This window comes from Phenylobacterium sp., assembly GCF_013911965.1.
Lineage (GTDB): Bacteria > Pseudomonadota > Alphaproteobacteria > Caulobacterales > Caulobacteraceae > Phenylobacterium.
In genome coordinates, this window is sequence record NZ_JACESE010000006.1 from 139143 (window position 1) to 154527 (window position 15385).

The 15385-nt window shown below is 70.2% G+C and carries 16 protein-coding genes and 1 tRNA gene; 9 read left to right on the forward strand and 8 right to left on the reverse strand.

Features of this window, described 5'->3' with window-relative positions:
• The 8 genes from trpA to aroA form a co-directional block, all read right to left on the reverse strand.
• On the reverse strand, positions 1 to 834 hold the full coding sequence (trpA, locus tag H2041_RS08175) for a tryptophan synthase subunit alpha (protein WP_293411478.1): 834 nt from the start codon (positions 832 to 834) through the stop codon (positions 1 to 3).
• Positions 831 to 2054 carry a tryptophan synthase subunit beta gene (gene trpB / locus H2041_RS08180; RefSeq protein ID WP_293411620.1) on the reverse strand — a complete coding sequence of 408 codons (1224 nt, stop codon included), beginning with the start codon at positions 2052 to 2054 and terminating at the stop codon, positions 831 to 833. Before trpB ends, trpA begins: the two co-directional genes overlap by 4 nt.
• Before the next feature lie 34 nt (positions 2055 to 2088).
• The gene (locus H2041_RS08185; protein WP_293411480.1) at positions 2089 to 2742 is read right to left on the reverse strand and encodes a phosphoribosylanthranilate isomerase; all 654 of its coding nucleotides are present in this window, start codon (positions 2740 to 2742) and stop codon (positions 2089 to 2091) included.
• Positions 2743 to 2797: 55 nt separating this feature from the next.
• A complete protein-coding gene (gene mscL / locus H2041_RS08190) occupies positions 2798 to 3271 on the reverse strand; it encodes a large-conductance mechanosensitive channel protein MscL (RefSeq protein ID WP_293411482.1) in 474 nt (157 codons plus the stop codon).
• Between the two features lie 50 nt (positions 3272 to 3321).
• Entirely contained in the window at positions 3322 to 3603 is a 282-nt protein-coding gene (locus H2041_RS08195; protein ID WP_293411484.1) for an integration host factor subunit beta, read from the reverse strand.
• A 179-nt stretch (positions 3604 to 3782) separates the two neighbouring features.
• The gene (rpsA, locus tag H2041_RS08200; protein WP_293411486.1) at positions 3783 to 5495 is read right to left on the reverse strand and encodes a 30S ribosomal protein S1; all 1713 of its coding nucleotides are present in this window, start codon (positions 5493 to 5495) and stop codon (positions 3783 to 3785) included.
• Between the two features lie 186 nt (positions 5496 to 5681).
• Positions 5682 to 6320, reverse strand: coding sequence for a (d)CMP kinase (cmk, locus tag H2041_RS08205; protein ID WP_293411488.1), 639 nt, complete (start codon positions 6318 to 6320; stop codon positions 5682 to 5684).
• Positions 6317 to 7663: a 3-phosphoshikimate 1-carboxyvinyltransferase gene (aroA, locus tag H2041_RS08210; RefSeq protein WP_293411490.1), complete on the reverse strand. Its 1347-nt coding sequence runs from the start codon at positions 7661 to 7663 to the stop codon at positions 6317 to 6319. Before aroA ends, cmk begins: the two co-directional genes overlap by 4 nt.
• 120 nt (positions 7664 to 7783) lie before the next feature.
• Between aroA and H2041_RS08215 the strand changes: the two genes are divergently transcribed.
• The 9 genes from H2041_RS08215 (at position 7784) to H2041_RS08255 (ending at position 15383) form a co-directional block, all read left to right on the forward strand.
• Positions 7784 to 8272, forward strand: a complete 489-nt coding sequence (locus H2041_RS08215; protein WP_293411492.1) for a TIGR02300 family protein — start codon at positions 7784 to 7786, stop codon at positions 8270 to 8272.
• A 105-nt stretch (positions 8273 to 8377) separates the two neighbouring features.
• Positions 8378 to 8453 (forward strand) — tRNA-Ala (locus H2041_RS08220).
• Between the two features lie 468 nt (positions 8454 to 8921).
• A complete protein-coding gene (locus tag H2041_RS08225; RefSeq protein ID WP_293411494.1) occupies positions 8922 to 9737 on the forward strand; it encodes a sulfurtransferase/chromate resistance protein in 816 nt (271 codons plus the stop codon).
• Positions 9734 to 11137 carry a chromate efflux transporter gene (gene chrA / locus H2041_RS08230; RefSeq protein ID WP_293411496.1) on the forward strand — a complete coding sequence of 468 codons (1404 nt, stop codon included), beginning with the start codon at positions 9734 to 9736 and terminating at the stop codon, positions 11135 to 11137. Before H2041_RS08225 ends, chrA begins: the two co-directional genes overlap by 4 nt.
• Before the next feature lie 35 nt (positions 11138 to 11172).
• Positions 11173 to 11877, forward strand: a complete 705-nt coding sequence (locus H2041_RS08235; RefSeq protein WP_293411498.1) for a superoxide dismutase — start codon at positions 11173 to 11175, stop codon at positions 11875 to 11877.
• A gap of 22 nt (positions 11878 to 11899) precedes the next feature.
• Complete coding sequence (locus H2041_RS08240; protein ID WP_293411500.1) at positions 11900 to 12328, forward strand: hypothetical protein; 429 nt, start codon at positions 11900 to 11902, stop codon at positions 12326 to 12328.
• A gap of 64 nt (positions 12329 to 12392) precedes the next feature.
• Positions 12393 to 13622 carry a TolC family protein gene (locus tag H2041_RS08245; protein WP_293411502.1) on the forward strand — a complete coding sequence of 410 codons (1230 nt, stop codon included), beginning with the start codon at positions 12393 to 12395 and terminating at the stop codon, positions 13620 to 13622.
• Positions 13619 to 13876 (forward strand): hypothetical protein, encoded by a 258-nt coding sequence (locus tag H2041_RS08250; RefSeq protein ID WP_293411504.1) that lies wholly within the window; start codon positions 13619 to 13621, stop codon positions 13874 to 13876. The genes H2041_RS08245 and H2041_RS08250 overlap by 4 nt, the downstream gene beginning before the upstream one ends.
• A gap of 10 nt (positions 13877 to 13886) precedes the next feature.
• Positions 13887 to 15383 (forward strand): efflux RND transporter periplasmic adaptor subunit, encoded by a 1497-nt coding sequence (locus H2041_RS08255; RefSeq protein WP_293411506.1) that lies wholly within the window; start codon positions 13887 to 13889, stop codon positions 15381 to 15383.
• Positions 15384 to 15385 lie beyond the last annotated feature (2 nt).

Here is a 15385-nt window from a genome sequence, read left to right on the forward strand (position 1 = left end):
TCAGGCCGTCACGGGGGAGCGCTTCGCAGCGCGCACAGCCTTGGCCAAGGCCTCGACCTTGGAAAGGACCCGCACGGTCACGTCTTCGTTTGCAGCCAGCGCCTCGGCCACCTCGTCCACCAGGGCCGAGCCGACGACGGCGGCGTCGGCCACCTGGGCGATGGCCCCGGCGCGTTCCGGCGTCTTGATGCCGAAGCCGACCGCCACGGGCAGGCCGGAGGCGGCGCGGATGCGCTCCACCGCCGGGCGCACGGCGTCGGCGTCGGCCTCCTTGGCGCCGGTCACCCCGGTGACCGAGACATAATAGACGAAGCCCGAGGTGCGCTTGAGCACCGTCGGCAGGCGCTTGTCGTCGGTGGTGGGCGTCGCCAGGCGGATGAGGGCGACGTCGGCGGCGTCCAGGGCGTCGGCCAGGGGATCGGCCTCCTCGGGCGGACAGTCGACGATGATCAGGCCGTCGATCCCGGCCTTCGCCGCGGCCTCCGCGAACCGCTCATAGCCCCAGGTCACCAGCGGGTTGAGATAGCCCATCAGGATGAGCGGGGTCTCCGCATCGCCCTGGCGGAACTCGGCCGCGAGGTCGAGCACGCCCTGCAGGGTCGTGCCGGCGGCCAGCGCCCGCTGGGCGGCCCGCTGGATCGGCGGGCCCTCGGCCATGGGATCGGAGAAGGGGAAGCCCAGTTCGATCAGGTCGGCGCCGGCGGCCGGCAGTCCGGCCAGAATGCTGGCGGCCGTGGCGGCGTCGGGATCGCCGGCCATGACATAGGCGACGAAGGCCGCCCGGTTCTCCGCCTTCAGGGCGGCGAAACGGGCTTCGATACGGGCTTTGGTCAAATCGTGCGTCCCAGGTGCTTGGCCACGGCGGCCACGTCCTTGTCGCCCCGGCCGGAGAGGTTCATCACCACGACGCCGCCCTTGCCGATCTCTTGCGCGATGTCGGGCAGGCGGGCGATGGCGTGCGAGGATTCCAGCGCCGGGATGATGCCCTCGAGCTCGGCGCAGAGCTGGAAGGCCTCCAGGGCCTCCTTGTCGGTCGCCGTCAGATACTTGGCCCGGCCGACGTCGTGCAGCCAGGAGTGTTCGGGCCCGATGCCGGGATAGTCGAGGCCCGCGGAGATGGAGTGGGCTTCGGTGATCTGGCCCTCGGCGTCCTGCAGCAGATAGGTCTTGTTGCCGTGCAGCACGCCCGGACGGCCGCCGTTGATGGCCGCGGCGTGGCGGTCGGTGCCCATGCCCTCGCCGGCGGCCTCGACCCCGAAGATCTTCACGCCCTCGTCGTTCAGGAAGGGGTGGAAGGTGCCGATGGCGTTGGAGCCGCCCCCGACGCAGGCGACCACGGCGTCGGGCAGGCGGCCCTCGGCCTCGAGGATCTGGTCGCGGATCTCGCGCCCCATGACCGACTGGAAGTCGCGGACCATCATCGGATAGGGGTGCGGCCCGGCCGCCGAGCCGATCAGATAGTAGGTGTCCTCGACGTTGGTGACCCAGTCGCGCAGGGCCTCGTTCATGGCGTCCTTCAGCGTCGCCGAGCCGCTCGTCACCGGCACCACCTCGGCGCCCAGCAGGTTCATGCGGAAGACGTTGGGCTGCTGCCGCTCGGTGTCGACCTTGCCCATATAGACCACGCAGGGCAGGCCGAAGCGGGCGCAGACCGTGGCCGTGGCCACCCCGTGCTGCCCGGCGCCGGTCTCGGCGATGATGCGCGTCTTGCCCATCTTCCGGGCCAGCAGGATCTGGCCGATGCAGTTGTTGATCTTGTGCGCGCCGGTGTGGTTCAGGTCCTCGCGCTTGAAATAGATCTTCGCCCCGCCGAACCGCTCGGTCAGGCGCTCGGCGAAGTAGAGCGGCGAGGGACGGCCCACATAGTGGGTCATCAGGTCGGCCAGTTCGGCCTGGAAGGCGTTGTCCGTGCGGCTGGCCAGATAGGCCGCTTCCAGGTCGAGGACGAGCGGCATCAGCGTCTCGGCGACGTAGCGCCCGCCGAACTCCCCGAACTTGCCGTGGACGTCGGGATAGGCGGTGTAGTCGTTGGGCTGGGCGTTGGGGGCGTTCACGTCGGTTGCGCGTCCTTGCATCAAGCTTGAGCCATCAGGCGCGGCGCACGGCGTCCAGGAACGCCGTGATCAAGGCCGGGTCCTTTAGTCCGGGACCGCGTTCCACGCCAGAGGAAACGTCCACCACGGGCGCGCCGGAGCGGCTCACCGCCTCGGCGACGTTCCAGGGATCGAGCCCCCCGGCGAGGAACCAGGGCCGGGCGTAGCGGCGCCCGGCCATCAGGTCCCAGTCGAAGCGTGCGCCCACCCCGCCCGGCAGGGCGGCGTCCTTGGGGGGGCGGGCCTCGAACATCAGGTGGTCGGCGGCGCCCTCGTAGCGCGCCGCGGCGTCCAGATCGGCCGCCTCCGAGACATGCAGCACCTTGATGACGCGCGCGCCCGTGCGCTGGGCGACGGCCCGCACCCGTTCGGGGGACTCCTGGCCGTGCAGCTGGACGAGGTCCGGCGCGAGCGCCTCGGACAGACGGTCGAGCAGGATGTCGGAGGGATCGACGGTGACCGCCACCACCTGGGCGCGGCCGCCGCGCGCCGGCTGCGCCAGCCGGGCGGCGTCCTGCGGGGCCACATTGCGCGGGCTCTTCTCGAAGAAGATGAAGCCGAGATAGGCCGCGCCGCCATCGAGGGCGGCGGCGACGGAGGCCGGCGTGGACAGGCCGCAGATCTTGGAGGCGACGCGAGGAGCGCTCATGGCGCTCGATTAGGGGATCGGGCCGGTCCTAGGCAAGGCGCGGCCGGAGAAGAGATCAGGCCTTGGGCGCGGTCGAGCCGGCGCCGGGCGGGGCGGGCGTCGCGCCGGCGGCGGCGTTCTGCGCCTTCAGCTGGTCGCGGATCTCCATCAGCAGCACCTCGGTGGCGGTGGGCTGGGGCTTGGCTTCCGGGGGCTTTTCGGCCTCCCTTCGGCGCACCGAATTGACGAGCTTCACCAGCAGGAAGACCACCCAGGCCACGATCAGGAACTGGATCACGGTGTTGATGAAGGCGCCGTACTGGATGGCCACCTGCTCGACCGCCTCGGTCGCGGGGTCTTCCGGCCGCAGAACCCATTTGAGCCGGGAGAAGTCGATGCCGCCCGTCAGCAGGCCGATCGGCGGCATGACCACCTGGTCGACCAGGCTCTTGACGATGGCGTTGAACGAGGCGCCGATGATCACGCCCACGGCGAGGTCGATGACGTTGCCGCGCTCGATGAACTCGCGGAATTCCGAGACGATGCTCAAGGCGTCGCTCTCCCTGATCGTCAAAACTCTGGAACGGCGACGCCGCCGGTTCAGTCGGCGTTCAGCCGCTCGCGCAGTTCCTTGCCGCTCTTGAAGAAGGGAACGTGCTTGGCGCGGACGTCGACGGGTTCGCCGGTGCGCGGATTGCGGCCCGAGCGGGCGTCGCGGGCCCGGACAGACAGGGCGCCGAAGCCGCGCAGCTCGACCCGCCCGCCCTCTTCCAGGGCGACGATCATGCGCTCCAGGATCACGCCCACGACGCGCTCGATGTCGCGCTGCGTCAGGTGGGGGTTTTCCTCAGCCAGGCGGGCGATCAGTTCGGATTTGATCATGAGGCCTTCCGCTCGTTCGGCGCCGGGACCATGGGCGAGTCCCTTGGCATGTTCAAGGCTCGATCATGGTTGACGACGGACGGATATCCGTCCGCCCGCCGGAGGCGCAAGGAGACGCGCAAGAAAAAGCCCCGCCCGGCATGCCGGACGGGGCCTTTCTTTCGGATACGCCCGAAGGCTTAGTCCTTGCCGCCGGCCTTCTCGCGAAGGGCCGCGCCCAGGATGTCGCCCAGCGAGGCGCCGGAGTCCGACGAGCCGAACTGCTCGATGGCTTCCTTCTCCTCGGCCATTTCCAGGGCCTTGATCGACAGGGACAGGCGACGGGCCGCCTTGTCGACATTGGTCACCTGGGCGTCGACGCGGTCGCCCACGGCGAAGCGCTCGGGGCGCTGGTCGGCGCGGTCGCGCGACAGGTCCGACTTGCGGATGAAGGCCGTCATCGGGGCTTCGTCGTCGCCCAGGCGGACTTCGATACCGCCCGAGGTGACTTCCGTCACCGTGACCGTCACGGTCTGGCCCTTGCGGTAGGTGTCGCCGGCCATCGGATCGCCGGCCAGCTGCTTGATGCCGAGCGAGATGCGTTCCTTCTCGACGTCGACGTCCAGCACCTGGGCCTTGACCACGTCGCCCTTGTTGTAGCGGGCGATGGCTTCCTCACCCGGCGCCGACCAGTCGAGGTCGGACAGGTGCACCATGCCGTCGATGTCGTTCTCCAGGCCGATGAAGAGGCCGAACTCGGTGGCGTTCTTGACCTCGCCCTCGACGACGGAGCCGACCGGATGGGCTTCGAGGAAGGCGTCCCACGGATTGGCCATGGCCTGCTTCAGGCCGAGCGACACGCGGCGCTTGGACGGATCGACGTCCAGCACGACCACGTCGACCTCTTGGCTGGTCGAGACGATCTTGCCCGGATGGACGTTCTTCTTGGTCCAGGACATTTCCGAGACGTGCACCAGGCCTTCCACGCCCGGCTCCAGCTCCACGAAGGCGCCGTAGTCGGTGATGTTGGTGATGCGGCCGGTGAACTTGGCGCCGACCGGATACTTGGCCTCCACGCCGTCCCACGGGTCGGACTGCAGCTGCTTCATGCCGAGCGAGATGCGCTGGGTGTCCGGGTTGATCTTGACGATCTGCACCTTGACCGTGTCGCCCACCGCCAGCACCTGGCTCGGATGGTTGACGCGCTTCCAGCTCATGTCGGTGACGTGCAGCAGGCCGTCGATGCCGCCCAGGTCCACGAACGCGCCGTAGTCGGTGATGTTCTTGACCACGCCTTCGCGGACTTCGCCTTCCTGCAGCTGGGCCACCAGCTCGGTGCGCTGCTCGGCGCGGGCTTCTTCCAGGATGGCGCGGCGCGAGACGACGATGTTGCCGCGCGGACGGTCCATCTTGAGGATGGCGAAGGGCTGTTCCTTGCCCATCAGCGGGCCGACGTCGCGGACCGGACGGATGTCCACCTGGCTGCCCGGCAGGAAGGCCGAGGCGCCGCCGAGGTCGACGGTGAAGCCGCCCTTCACGCGGCCGACGATGGCGCCCATCACCGGCTCGTTCTTGGCGTAGACGCCTTCCAGGCGCGTCCAGGCCTCTTCGCGGCGGGCCTTGTCGCGGCTGATCACCGCTTCGCCCATGGCGTTCTCGACGCGCTCGAGGAAGACCTCGACGGTGTCGCCGGCGGCGACGGTCGGCTTGCCGTCGTCGGTCAGGCCGAATTCCTTCAGCTGGACCCGACCCTCGGTCTTCAGGCCCACGTCGATGATGGCGAAGTCCTTCTCGACGCCCACGACCTTGCCCTGGACGACGGTGCCTTCCATGAAGTCACGACCGCCGAGGGACTCGTCCAGCAGGGCGGCGAAATCGTCGCGCGAGGGGTTCAGGCTCATATCGTCAGCCATAGTGTTCTTTCGTTCGAATGACGGCGGACGCCCCGGCCGCGAACGGTCCTTGGGCGGAATCCCGACGTCAGGTTAGGGGTTGGACCGAAGGCGCAGGCGATCCCCGCGCGGGATGAATTCGCCCGCAGCCGTACGAGGGAAAGGCGCGGTTGGATTTGCTCGGCCAGGCTCCCGCAGGGGGAACGATCAGCCGGCGCGCGCCGCCTCGACGATGCGGCGGGCCGCATCGGCGGCTTGGTCTATAGTCATTTCCGAGGTGTCCAGCAAGACGGCGTCGGGGGCCGGCCGCATGGGCGCGGCCGAACGGCCGGCGTCGCGCTCGTCCCGGCGGCGGATGTCGGCGAGCACCTCGTCCAGGCTGACCGCCTCGCCCTGGCCGGTCAGCTGGCGCCAGCGGCGCTCGGCGCGGACCTCGGGCTTGGCGGTGACATAGAGCTTGGCCGGCGCCTGGGGACAGATGACCGTGCCCATGTCGCGCCCGTCGAGCACCGCCCCGCCCGGCTGGGCGGCGAAGTCCCGCTGCAGGGCCAGCAGCACCTCGCGCACCTTCGGGTGGACGGCGACCCGGCTGGCCGCCTCGCCCGCGCCGCGGGTGCGGAATTCCGGATCGGCGAGCTGGGCCGCGGTGAGGGCGGCGGCCGTCCGGGCGGCGGCGGCCTCGTCGTCGAGATCGCCGCCGGCGCGCTGCAGCAGGACCCCGACCGCCCGGTAGAGCAGGCCGGAATCGAGCACCGGCAAGCCGTAGCGGCGCCCGAGCCCGCCGGCGATCGTGCCCTTGCCGGAGGCGGCGGGCCCGTCGACCGTTATGACGAAGCCCGCGCTCATGCCGGCGCCAGCCCGGCCGGCCTCAGGTCGCCCCCCAGGCCCTGCATCATTTCGACGAAGCCCGGGAAGCTGGTGGCGATCATGCCGGGCTCGTCGACGCTGACCGGCGCCTCGGCTGCCAGGCCCAGCACCAGGTGCGACATGGCGATGCGGTGGTCGCCGTGCGTCGTGACCCGCGCGCCGCCGGCCACGGGATGATTGCCGCGCGAGGTTCCGGCGACGATCAGGCCTTCCGGCTCCTCCTCGACGCCGACGCCGCAGGCGGCGAGGCCGGCGGCGGTGAGCGCGATGCGGTCGCTTTCCTTGACCCGCATCTCGCCGATGCCGCGCATGACGGTGGGCCCCTCGGCGAAGGCCGCGGCGATGGCGAGGATGGGGTATTCGTCGATCATGGCCGGCGCCCGCTCGGGCGGAACGACCACGCCGCGCAGGGCCGAATGGCGCGCAGTGACGTCGCCCACCTGGTCGCCGCCCTCCTCCCGCGCGTTGGAGATGACGAGGTCGGCGCCCATTTCCTGAAGCGTCGTGAAGAGGGCCGCGCGCAGCGGATTGAGCAGCACGCCCTCCACGGTCACCTCCGAGCCCGGGGTGATCAGGGCCGCCACCAGCGGGAAGGCGGCCGAGGACGGATCGCCCGGAACCTTGACCTGGGCGCCGGTCAGCTTCTGGCCGCCGGCCACGCGGATGCGGCGCGCCCCGTCGGCGGCGCGTTCGACGCTCACCTCCGCCCCGAAGGCGCGCAGCATGCGCTCGGTATGGTCGCGGGTGGCTTCGGGCTCGATCACCTCGGCGCCGCCGGCCGCGGAGAGCCCGGCCAGCAGGACGGCCGACTTCACCTGGGCCGAGGGTTCGGGCAGGCGGTAGGCGATGGTCTTCAGATCACCGCCCCGGAGCGTCAGCGGCAGGCGGCCGCCGGTGCGGCACAGCCAGGCGGCGCCCATCTCGCCCAGCGGCTTGAGCACCCGGTTCATGGGCCGGCCGCGGAGAGAGGAATCGCCGGTGAAGGTGGCGCAGAGGGGAAAGCCCGCCGCCGCGCCCATGATCAGCCGCACGCCCGTACCGGCGTTGCCGCAGTCGACCACGTCCGCCGGCTCGGAAAAGCCGCCCCGGCCCTGCACCCGCCAGCGGCCCTCGCCCAGGCGCTCGACCTGCGCGCCGAAGGCGGCCATGGCCGCGGCGGTGCGCTTGACGTCCTCGCCCTCCAGAAGGCCCTCGATCTCGGTGGTCCCCGTCGCCAGGGCGCCGAGGATGAGCGACCGGTGGGAAATCGACTTGTCGCCGGGGGCGCGCACGCGCCCCCTCAGCGGGCCGCCGCGCGTCGCGGTCAGTCCTGCCGCCGCCATGGATTTCGAAGCCTCCTCTAAGGCTTGCCGTTTTTCCGAGGGGGTTTGCTTTTGACAGCCGCCCTGGCCCGTGGCAAGGGAGCCCGCTCTTAAGAAACCGCTCTCCAGGGGATCGCCTACGTGGCCAATCCAGAGCTGGGCGCCAAGCAGGTTTGCCCCAATTGCCAGGCCAAGTTCTACGACTTGAACAAGCGCCCGGCTGTCTGCCCGAAGTGTCATACCGAGTTCGACCCTGACGAGGCGGTTCGCAGCCGCCGCGTGCGTGGTCGCGCCGCGGCGCCGGAACACGAGGCCGAGGACGAGGATCGCGAGGATCAGGTCAAGGGTCGCGCCGCCGCCGATGACGAGGACGAGGACGAGGAAGTCCGCGCCCCCGAAATCGACGAGGAGGCCGACGACGTCGCCTCGACCGACGATGACGACGACGACACCCGCGAACCGGCCGAACGGGCCGGCAAGAAGCACGGTCCGGCGGACGACATCAGCGACTTCGGCGACGACGAGGACCTCGAGGACGACGAGGACGAAGACGTGCCCTTCCTCGAGGACGAGGAGGAGGATTTCGACGACTCCGAGATCGACGGAATCGGGGAAGACGACGAGGACTAAAGGACGCAGAAAAAAGCCCGAAAATGGTGCTTGATCACGTCCCGACCTTTGACTAGGTTCCGCGCCTCTTCGGGCGGCGACCCCCGCCCGAAGAGCCCAGGACCTGGGGCTATAGCTCAGTTGGTAGAGCGCTTGAATGGCATTCAAGAGGTCAGCGGTTCGACTCCGCTTAGCTCCACCATGGACCCCGCCAGTAAACCACTGGCGGGGTTCGCCTTTTCTGGAATGTCGCGCCCCTCAATCGAAGTCGGACTGGACTACGGTCGAGCTTTAGGTACCACCGAGGTACCATTCGGAGCGTGAACAATCGGGGCGTTTCGCCGCATCTCCGGCCGTGCCAGCGCTTTTCAAGTTGGAGAGCGAGTCGGCGTCTTCCCCAGACATCGGCGGGCCGCATGGGGCCGCCGCCGGTTCGCGCCGATCGGCATGTCGGCACGGAGATCATTGGCTTGGCCCGGCTTTGTTGAGGTGGACCGAAAGTTCCGGGCGCTGGCGCCTCGAAGAACGGTGGGTTTTGCGAGCGAGAGGCAGGCCGCGACGGAGATTGACACGTGGCTCTGGCAATCTCTATCTGAACTCATGGGGTGTGCGATCTCCCCACGAGGCGTCATGCTGAATCATCGCGTCCCCTCGAGTATCCGGACGCCGCATGCCTGCTCTCAACACCATCACATCTGATAAGCTCGGCCGCCTGATCGGCACACCATCCTGCCCAGCGCTCATAGACCTTCGGCCTGGGCGGCCTGATCTGTTGCCAGGCTCGCTACGGTGCCCTGCCGAGACCGTCGAAGACTGGAGCGGCGCGATCAGCGCCCCCGCCGTCGTGATCTGCGGCGATGGCGCGGAAGCCAGTCCGGGCGTCGCGGCCTACCTGCGCAGCCGCGGGGTGGAGGCCGAGGTGCTGGAAGGCGGCATCAAGGCCTGGACAGCGCAGGGTCAGCCGCTGGTCCGCGAATCGGCGCTGCCGCCTCGGGACCGCCTCGGCCGGACCGTGTGGGTGACGCGCGCGCGGCCCAAGGTCGATCGTATCGCCTGCCCGTGGCTGATCCGTCGCTTTGTCGACCCCGAGGCTCTGATCCTCTACGTCGCGCCAGGCGAGGTCGCGCGTGTCGCCGAGCAACTGCAGGCGGCGCCGTTCGATGTCGACGGCGTGTTCTGGAGCCATCGCGGTGCGCTTTGCACCTTTGACGTCATGGTCGAGGAGTTTGGGCTTGCGCGCTTGCCCGGCCTCGGCCGGCTCGCTGAAGTCGTCCGTGGGGCCGACACCGGTCATCCCGAGATCGCGCCCCAGGCGGCAGGGCTTTTGGCAGCCTCCCTGGGACTTTCGCGCATGTTCAGCAGCGATGAGGAGCAACTCGCCGCGGGCATGCTGCTTTACGACGCCTTCTTCCGCTGGGCCCGCGACGCCTGGGAGGAGACCCACACCTGGGAGTCTCACCTTCCCAAGGGGAGAGCGCGCACATGAGCGCCATGGCTACAGACCCCGGAACCAGTGGCCAGGCTGGCGCCCACGGCATCCCCTTTCGGGAGGCCGTCGCCGTTTGGGCGCGGATCGCGGCCCTGAGCTTCGGCGGCCCGGCAGGACAGATCGCCGTGATGCATCGCATCCTGGTCGATGAGAAGCGCTGGATCGGCGAGGAGCGCTTTCTGCACGCGCTCAACTACTGCATGCTCCTGCCGGGGCCCGAGGCCCAGCAGTTGGCCATCTACATCGGCTGGCTGCTGCACAAGACCAAGGGTGGTCTGGTCGCCGGAACCCTCTTCGTACTGCCCGGCTTTGTCGCCATTCTGGCGCTCAGTTATGTCTACGTCCTGCTCGAGGACGTCGCCCTCATTGAGGGCCTGTTCTTCGGCCTCAAGGCGGCGGTGCTGGCCGTCGTCCTCCAGGCCGTCGTCCGCGTGGGCTCGCGCGCGCTGAAGAACAACGTCATGCGCGGCATCGCCGTCGCCGCCTTCGTCGCCATCTTCTTCCTCGACGCGCCGTTTCCGCTGATCGTGCTCATCGCCGCATTGGCCGGTTACGCCGGCGGGCGCGCGGGCCTGCCGGCCTTCAAGGGCGGGGGCGGACACGGCGCGGCCAAGGGCGAGGTCGTGCATGACCGTGACACCGCGCTCGGCGAACACCTGCCCGAGCACGCCAAGCCCAACCTTGGATGGTCGCTGCGAATCTCTGGTGCGCTACTGCTTCTCTGGCTCGCCCCGGTCGCTGCCTTGTTCGTCTTGGCCGGGCCGGATGACGTGTTCACCCGTATCGCCACCTTCTTCAGCCAGATGGCGGTCGTCACCTTCGGCGGCGCCTACGCCGTCCTCGCCTATGTGGCGCAAGAGGCCGTAGAGACCTTCGGTTGGCTACAGCCCGGCGAAATGCTGGACGGCCTCGGCATGGCCGAGACTACCCCGGGCCCCCTCATCATGGTCACCCAGTTCGTCGGCTTTCTGGCGGCGTTCCGCGACGCGACCGGCCTGCCGCCGTTGGTGGCAGCGACCCTCGGCGCCGTCCTGACCACCTGGGTCACCTTCGTCCCCTGCTTCCTCTGGATCTTCGCCGGCGCCCCGTTTGTAGAGCGCTTGAGAGGTAACGCGGCGCTCTCCTCGGCGTTGACGGCGATCACGGCGGCCGTCGTTGGCGTAATCCTCAATCTTGCGCTCTGGTTCGCAGTCCACGCGCTCTTCGGTCAAGTCCGGGAAGTCCCCTTCGCCATGGGGGCGTTCAGCGTGCCGGTGCTCGGCACGCTGAACCTAGCCGCCGCTGTGCTCTCGCTCGGCGCGATCATCGCTATCTTCCGTTTCAAGGCCGGCGTTTTGCCGGTGCTCGGCGCCTGCGCGGTGCTCGGGGCAATCTACGGATTGGCTCAGCTTGCCTAGCGGACCGGAGAGAAGAAGCGTCAAAGAACACCATAGTGGAGGTCGAGATGAGCAACCCTGAACTGGACCGGCGAGCGATGCTGGGCGCGGGCGCCTTGGCGGCCGCCGCGCTGACCGCAGCGCCAGCCAACGCACAGCCGTCAACCGCTGCCGCCTTTCAGCCCAAGCCCCTGCCGTTCAACCCGGCGGCCGTGCCGGGGCTGTCGGAGAAGCTGCTGCGCAGCCACTTCGACAACAACTACACGGGCGCGGTTCGCCGGCTCGGGCAGATCGAGGCGCAGCTCTCCGGCCTGACCCCCGCCAGCACGCCCGGCTTTCAGCTGAACGGGCTGAAGCGCGAGGAGCTCATCGCCTGGAATTCGATGATCCTGCACGAGGTCTATTTCGCGAGCCTTGGCCAGCCAGCCGGGCCATCCGGCGCGCTCGCGACGGCGCTGGAGCGGGATTTCGGCAGCCACGACCGGTGGGCGGCAGAGTTTGCGTCGACCGGAAAGGCGCTCGGCGGCGGATCCGGCTGGGTGCTGCTGACCTGGAGCCCGCGGGACCGCAGGCTGGTGAATACCTGGGCGTCCGATCACACCCAGACCCTCGCCGGCGGCGCGCCGTTGCTGGCGCTCGACATGTATGAACACGCCTATCACATGGACTTCGGGGCCGCGGCCGGCGCCTATGTCGACGCCTTCATGAAGGCGCTCAACTGGCGGAGCGCCAGCGAAGCTTATGCGCGGCTCGCCGCGTGATGGCGGCCGCCGATTGTAGGTCATGACGTTCAGCGGTAAGCAAGGCGTCGTGGTGCAGGTCAGCCGCCTTCTAGCCCGCCTCCTGGGTGTGATGCTTCTCGTGGTCGCGGTGGCCTCTCCGGCCGTGCCGATGGATGCGCATGCCGCCGCGCACCGGGTCTCCAGCGTCGACGCCACGCACCATCATCATCACGATGCCAGCGGCGCGGTGGTGGCCGACGACCACCATCATCGTCATGAGTCTGGCGCGCCGGCCGACGACGACAAGGCCGACAGCGACGGCGGCCATCATCACCTGCCCATCGGACAGATCCTGTTCGAGGTCGCGCCGCCGCCGGCCCATTTCGGCGTGATCATCGCCGCCACCGAAATCAAGCAGACGATCGGCAGCGAACGCGCTCTGCCTGACATCGCGCCCGCGCCGCCCAACCGACCACCGCGCTCCAGCTGATCGCTCGGCGCCGCGCGCATCCGTGAAGGATGCGCCTGGCGCGCCTTGCTGTCTGGAGCTCAACATGCCTTTTCGCCTGCCTGCCGCGCGACTGCGCGGTCTATCCCTCATCCTGCTGACCGCGTGTCCCGCCGCCACGGCGGCGGCGCAGACCGCGCCCGTGCGCCTCACCGAGGCGCAAGCCATTGAGCGGGCCCTGCGCGACCCGGACTTCTCTGCTGGCGCCGCCGCCCGCATTGATGCGGCGCGGGCCGAGGCCCGCAGCATCACAAGGTTCGACAACCCGAGCGTCAGCGCCCGGCGCGGCGAGATTTCGGGGCCGGCGCAGGACGAGGTCGAAACAGAGATCGGCCTGGTGCAACCCTTCGATCTTGCTGGCCGCCGCTCAGCGCTGCGCGCCGCCGCCGGCGCCGAGGCCAATGCGGTGGAGGCCGAGATGACGCGCAAGGCGCAGGAGCGCCGCGCAGAGGTTCGCCGCGCCTATGCGGGCTGCGCGGTCGCGACCGAGACGGCGGCCTTGAAACGGACCCTCGTTTCGCGGCTCGCGGCCGCCGAACGGATCGTCGCGGCCCGCGCGGGCGCCGGCGACACGGCGGTCTATGACCTGCGCCGTGTCCGCGTCGAAGGCCGCAGCGCCGCCGCTGAAGCCGACCTGGCGGAAGGCGAGGCCGCCTCGGCTTGCACGGCGCTGGAGAGTCTGACCCGCACACCGGGCGCTCGTCCCGAAGGTCCGCCCGTCCCGCCGGCCGCCGCCGCCGTCGCCAGCGCCTTGCGCAGCGACCTCGCCGCGCGGGAGCAGCGGCTCGAGGCGGCGGATTTCGCGGTGCGCGCGGCGGAGCGATCGCGGATTCCAGAGCTTGAAGTCGGCCTCGGCTGGCGGCGGCTGGAAGTCGCGGGCCTCGAAGCGAACGGTCCGCAGATCTCCGTCGGCGCGACCATTCCCCTGTTCGATCGCGGCTCGGCCAGCGTCGCCGCCGCCCGCGCCCGGCAGAAGGCGGAGGCCGCCGAGCTGGCCCTGGCCCGGCGGCGGATCGAAGCGGAAACGGCGGCGGCCCAGGCGCGATCAGATGCGGTCGCACGGGCGCTCGCCAGCAGCCGGAGCGCCCGCGATGACGCCGCCCGCCTCGGCCAGATCGCCGAGACGGCCTACGAGGCCGGCGAGACCGGCGTCACCGAACTGGTGGACGCCTATCGCGCGGCCCACGACGCGGAACTTTCAACCCTCGAGCTGACGGGGCGGGCCATCCAGGCCGCGATCGAGCTCGAACTGGCCCAAGGAGGACCTACCCCATGAAGATGCAAACCCTGCTCGCCGTGGCGACCGCAGCCGCCCTCTGCGCCTGCTCGCCGGCGCAAGAGCCCACCGAGACCAAGACCGAGCCGGCCGCCGCCGCGGCCCCCGCGACCGATGCGGCCGCGACGCCGGCGGCCGCCGACGCCAAGGCTCACCCCGACGACGATGCGGCGGCGCCGGCCGCCGACGACCACGCCCACGACGAGAAGGGCGATCACTCCCACGACGGCGAAGACGCCGACCACAAGCACTAGAGGATCACCCATGAAGGCGATGCTTCCTGCCCTGGCGGCGCTTGTCCTGCTCTCGTCGTGCGGCGAACGCGGCGAGCCGGCCGCCGCCCCGCCCGAGGGCGGGACCTTCGCCGTCACCCACTATGCGCCCACCACCGAACTGGTGGTCGAGTACCGGCCACTGGTGCTCGACCGCCGCCGCCGCTTCGACGCGCACTTCAGCCGCATCGCCGACTACCGGGCGATCAGCGAAGGGCAGGCGGTGGTCGAACTGGTCTGGCCGGATGGCCGGATCGACACCGGTTCGGCGCCGGTGTCCGAAATCCCAGGCATCTTCCGGCCCCTGGTGACGGCGACCCGGACCGGCCAGGCGAGGCTCCGCATCAAGCACGTGGGCGCGCAGGGCGAGAGCGTCCACGACCTGGGCGTCGTCACCGTCTATCCGACCAGCGAGGCCGGCGCGAGGGCCGCGCCGCCGCACGAGGAAGCCCCCGGCCGCATCGCCTTCCCCAAGGAAGCGCAATGGAAGGTGCCGTTCCGGGCCATTCCGGTGACTGACGGCACGGTCGCTCAGGCGATTCCGGTGACCGTTGATGTCCGCCTTGCGCCTAACGCGGAAGCGGTCATCTCCGCGCCGGTCAGCGGCGTGGTGCGGACGGGCGGGGCGGTGCCGTCGACCGGCATGTCCGTGCGCGCCGGACAGCAGCTCGCCACCATCAGCGCCCAGCTCGGGGGCGGCGAGGACGTGGCGTCCCTGGACCTTGGCATCGCCGAGGCCCGAATTGCGCTCGATGCGGCGCGGCGCGAGGTCGCGCGCATGCAACGGCTGGTGGAGGCGGAGGCCGCGCCACAGCGGCGTCTCGACGAAGCGCGGACCGCAGAACGCTTGGCCGCGGCCCAGCTCGACGCGGCCCAGAGGCGGCGCGCCTCGCTTGGCGGCGGGCCCGGCGTGGCCCTGGTCTCCCCAATCTCCGGGCGCATCCTGCAGTCGTCGCTTGTCCGCGGCGCCTCGGTGCAGGCGGGCGCAGAACTGATGCGCATCGGCGATCCAGGCCGTCTCTGGCTTGTCGCCCGCGTTCCCGAGGCGCAGGCCGCGACGCTTGGCGAAGGCGCGGCACTCGAAGTGCTGGTCAACGGCCAGCCGCTGCCTCTCGCAGCCACCCGCGTGGCCGACGCTGGTTTCATCGATCCGGCGACGCGGACGGCCGAGGTGATCTTCGCCGCCGGCTCGCCCCAGCTGCGGCCAGGCCAGCGCGTGCAGGGGCGACTCGCCACCGGCGCGGGTGTGCGCAGCCTCAGCGTCCCGGCCTCGGCGATCCTCAACGAGAACGGCCAGGACGTTGTCTACGTCCAGGTGTCGGGCGAGGCTTTCGAGCGCCGGCTGGTCCAGCCGACAGTTCGCAGCGGCGACCGCGTCGCGGTTGCCGGCGACCTGCGGGCCGGCGAGCGGGTAGTCACCATCGGAGCCGCGACCGTGCGCGCCGCCGCCGCCAATCCAGACGCCTTCGGCCACGGCCATGCGCACTAGGG

Bases quoted from the DNA above. Each gene is read 5' to 3' on its own strand.
- H2041_RS08185 (WP_293411480.1), bottom strand. From the start codon at position 2,742: ATGAGCGCTCCTCGCGTCGCCTCCAAGATCTGCGGCCTGTCCACGCCG.
- H2041_RS08195 (WP_293411484.1), bottom strand. From the start codon at position 3,603: ATGATCAAATCCGAACTGATCGCCCGCCTGGCTGAGGAAAACCCCCAC.
- rpsA (WP_293411486.1), bottom strand. From the start codon at position 5,495: ATGGCTGACGATATGAGCCTGAACCCCTCGCGCGACGATTTCGCCGCC.
- cmk (WP_293411488.1), bottom strand. From the start codon at position 6,320: ATGAGCGCGGGCTTCGTCATAACGGTCGACGGGCCCGCCGCCTCCGGC.
- aroA (WP_293411490.1), bottom strand. From the start codon at position 7,663: ATGGCGGCGGCAGGACTGACCGCGACGCGCGGCGGCCCGCTGAGGGGG.
- H2041_RS08225 (WP_293411494.1), top strand. From the start codon at position 8,922: ATGCCTGCTCTCAACACCATCACATCTGATAAGCTCGGCCGCCTGATC.
- chrA (WP_293411496.1), top strand. From the start codon at position 9,734: ATGAGCGCCATGGCTACAGACCCCGGAACCAGTGGCCAGGCTGGCGCC.
- H2041_RS08240 (WP_293411500.1), top strand. From the start codon at position 11,900: ATGACGTTCAGCGGTAAGCAAGGCGTCGTGGTGCAGGTCAGCCGCCTT.
- H2041_RS08245 (WP_293411502.1), top strand. From the start codon at position 12,393: ATGCCTTTTCGCCTGCCTGCCGCGCGACTGCGCGGTCTATCCCTCATC.
- H2041_RS08250 (WP_293411504.1), top strand. From the start codon at position 13,619: ATGAAGATGCAAACCCTGCTCGCCGTGGCGACCGCAGCCGCCCTCTGC.
- H2041_RS08255 (WP_293411506.1), top strand. From the start codon at position 13,887: ATGAAGGCGATGCTTCCTGCCCTGGCGGCGCTTGTCCTGCTCTCGTCG.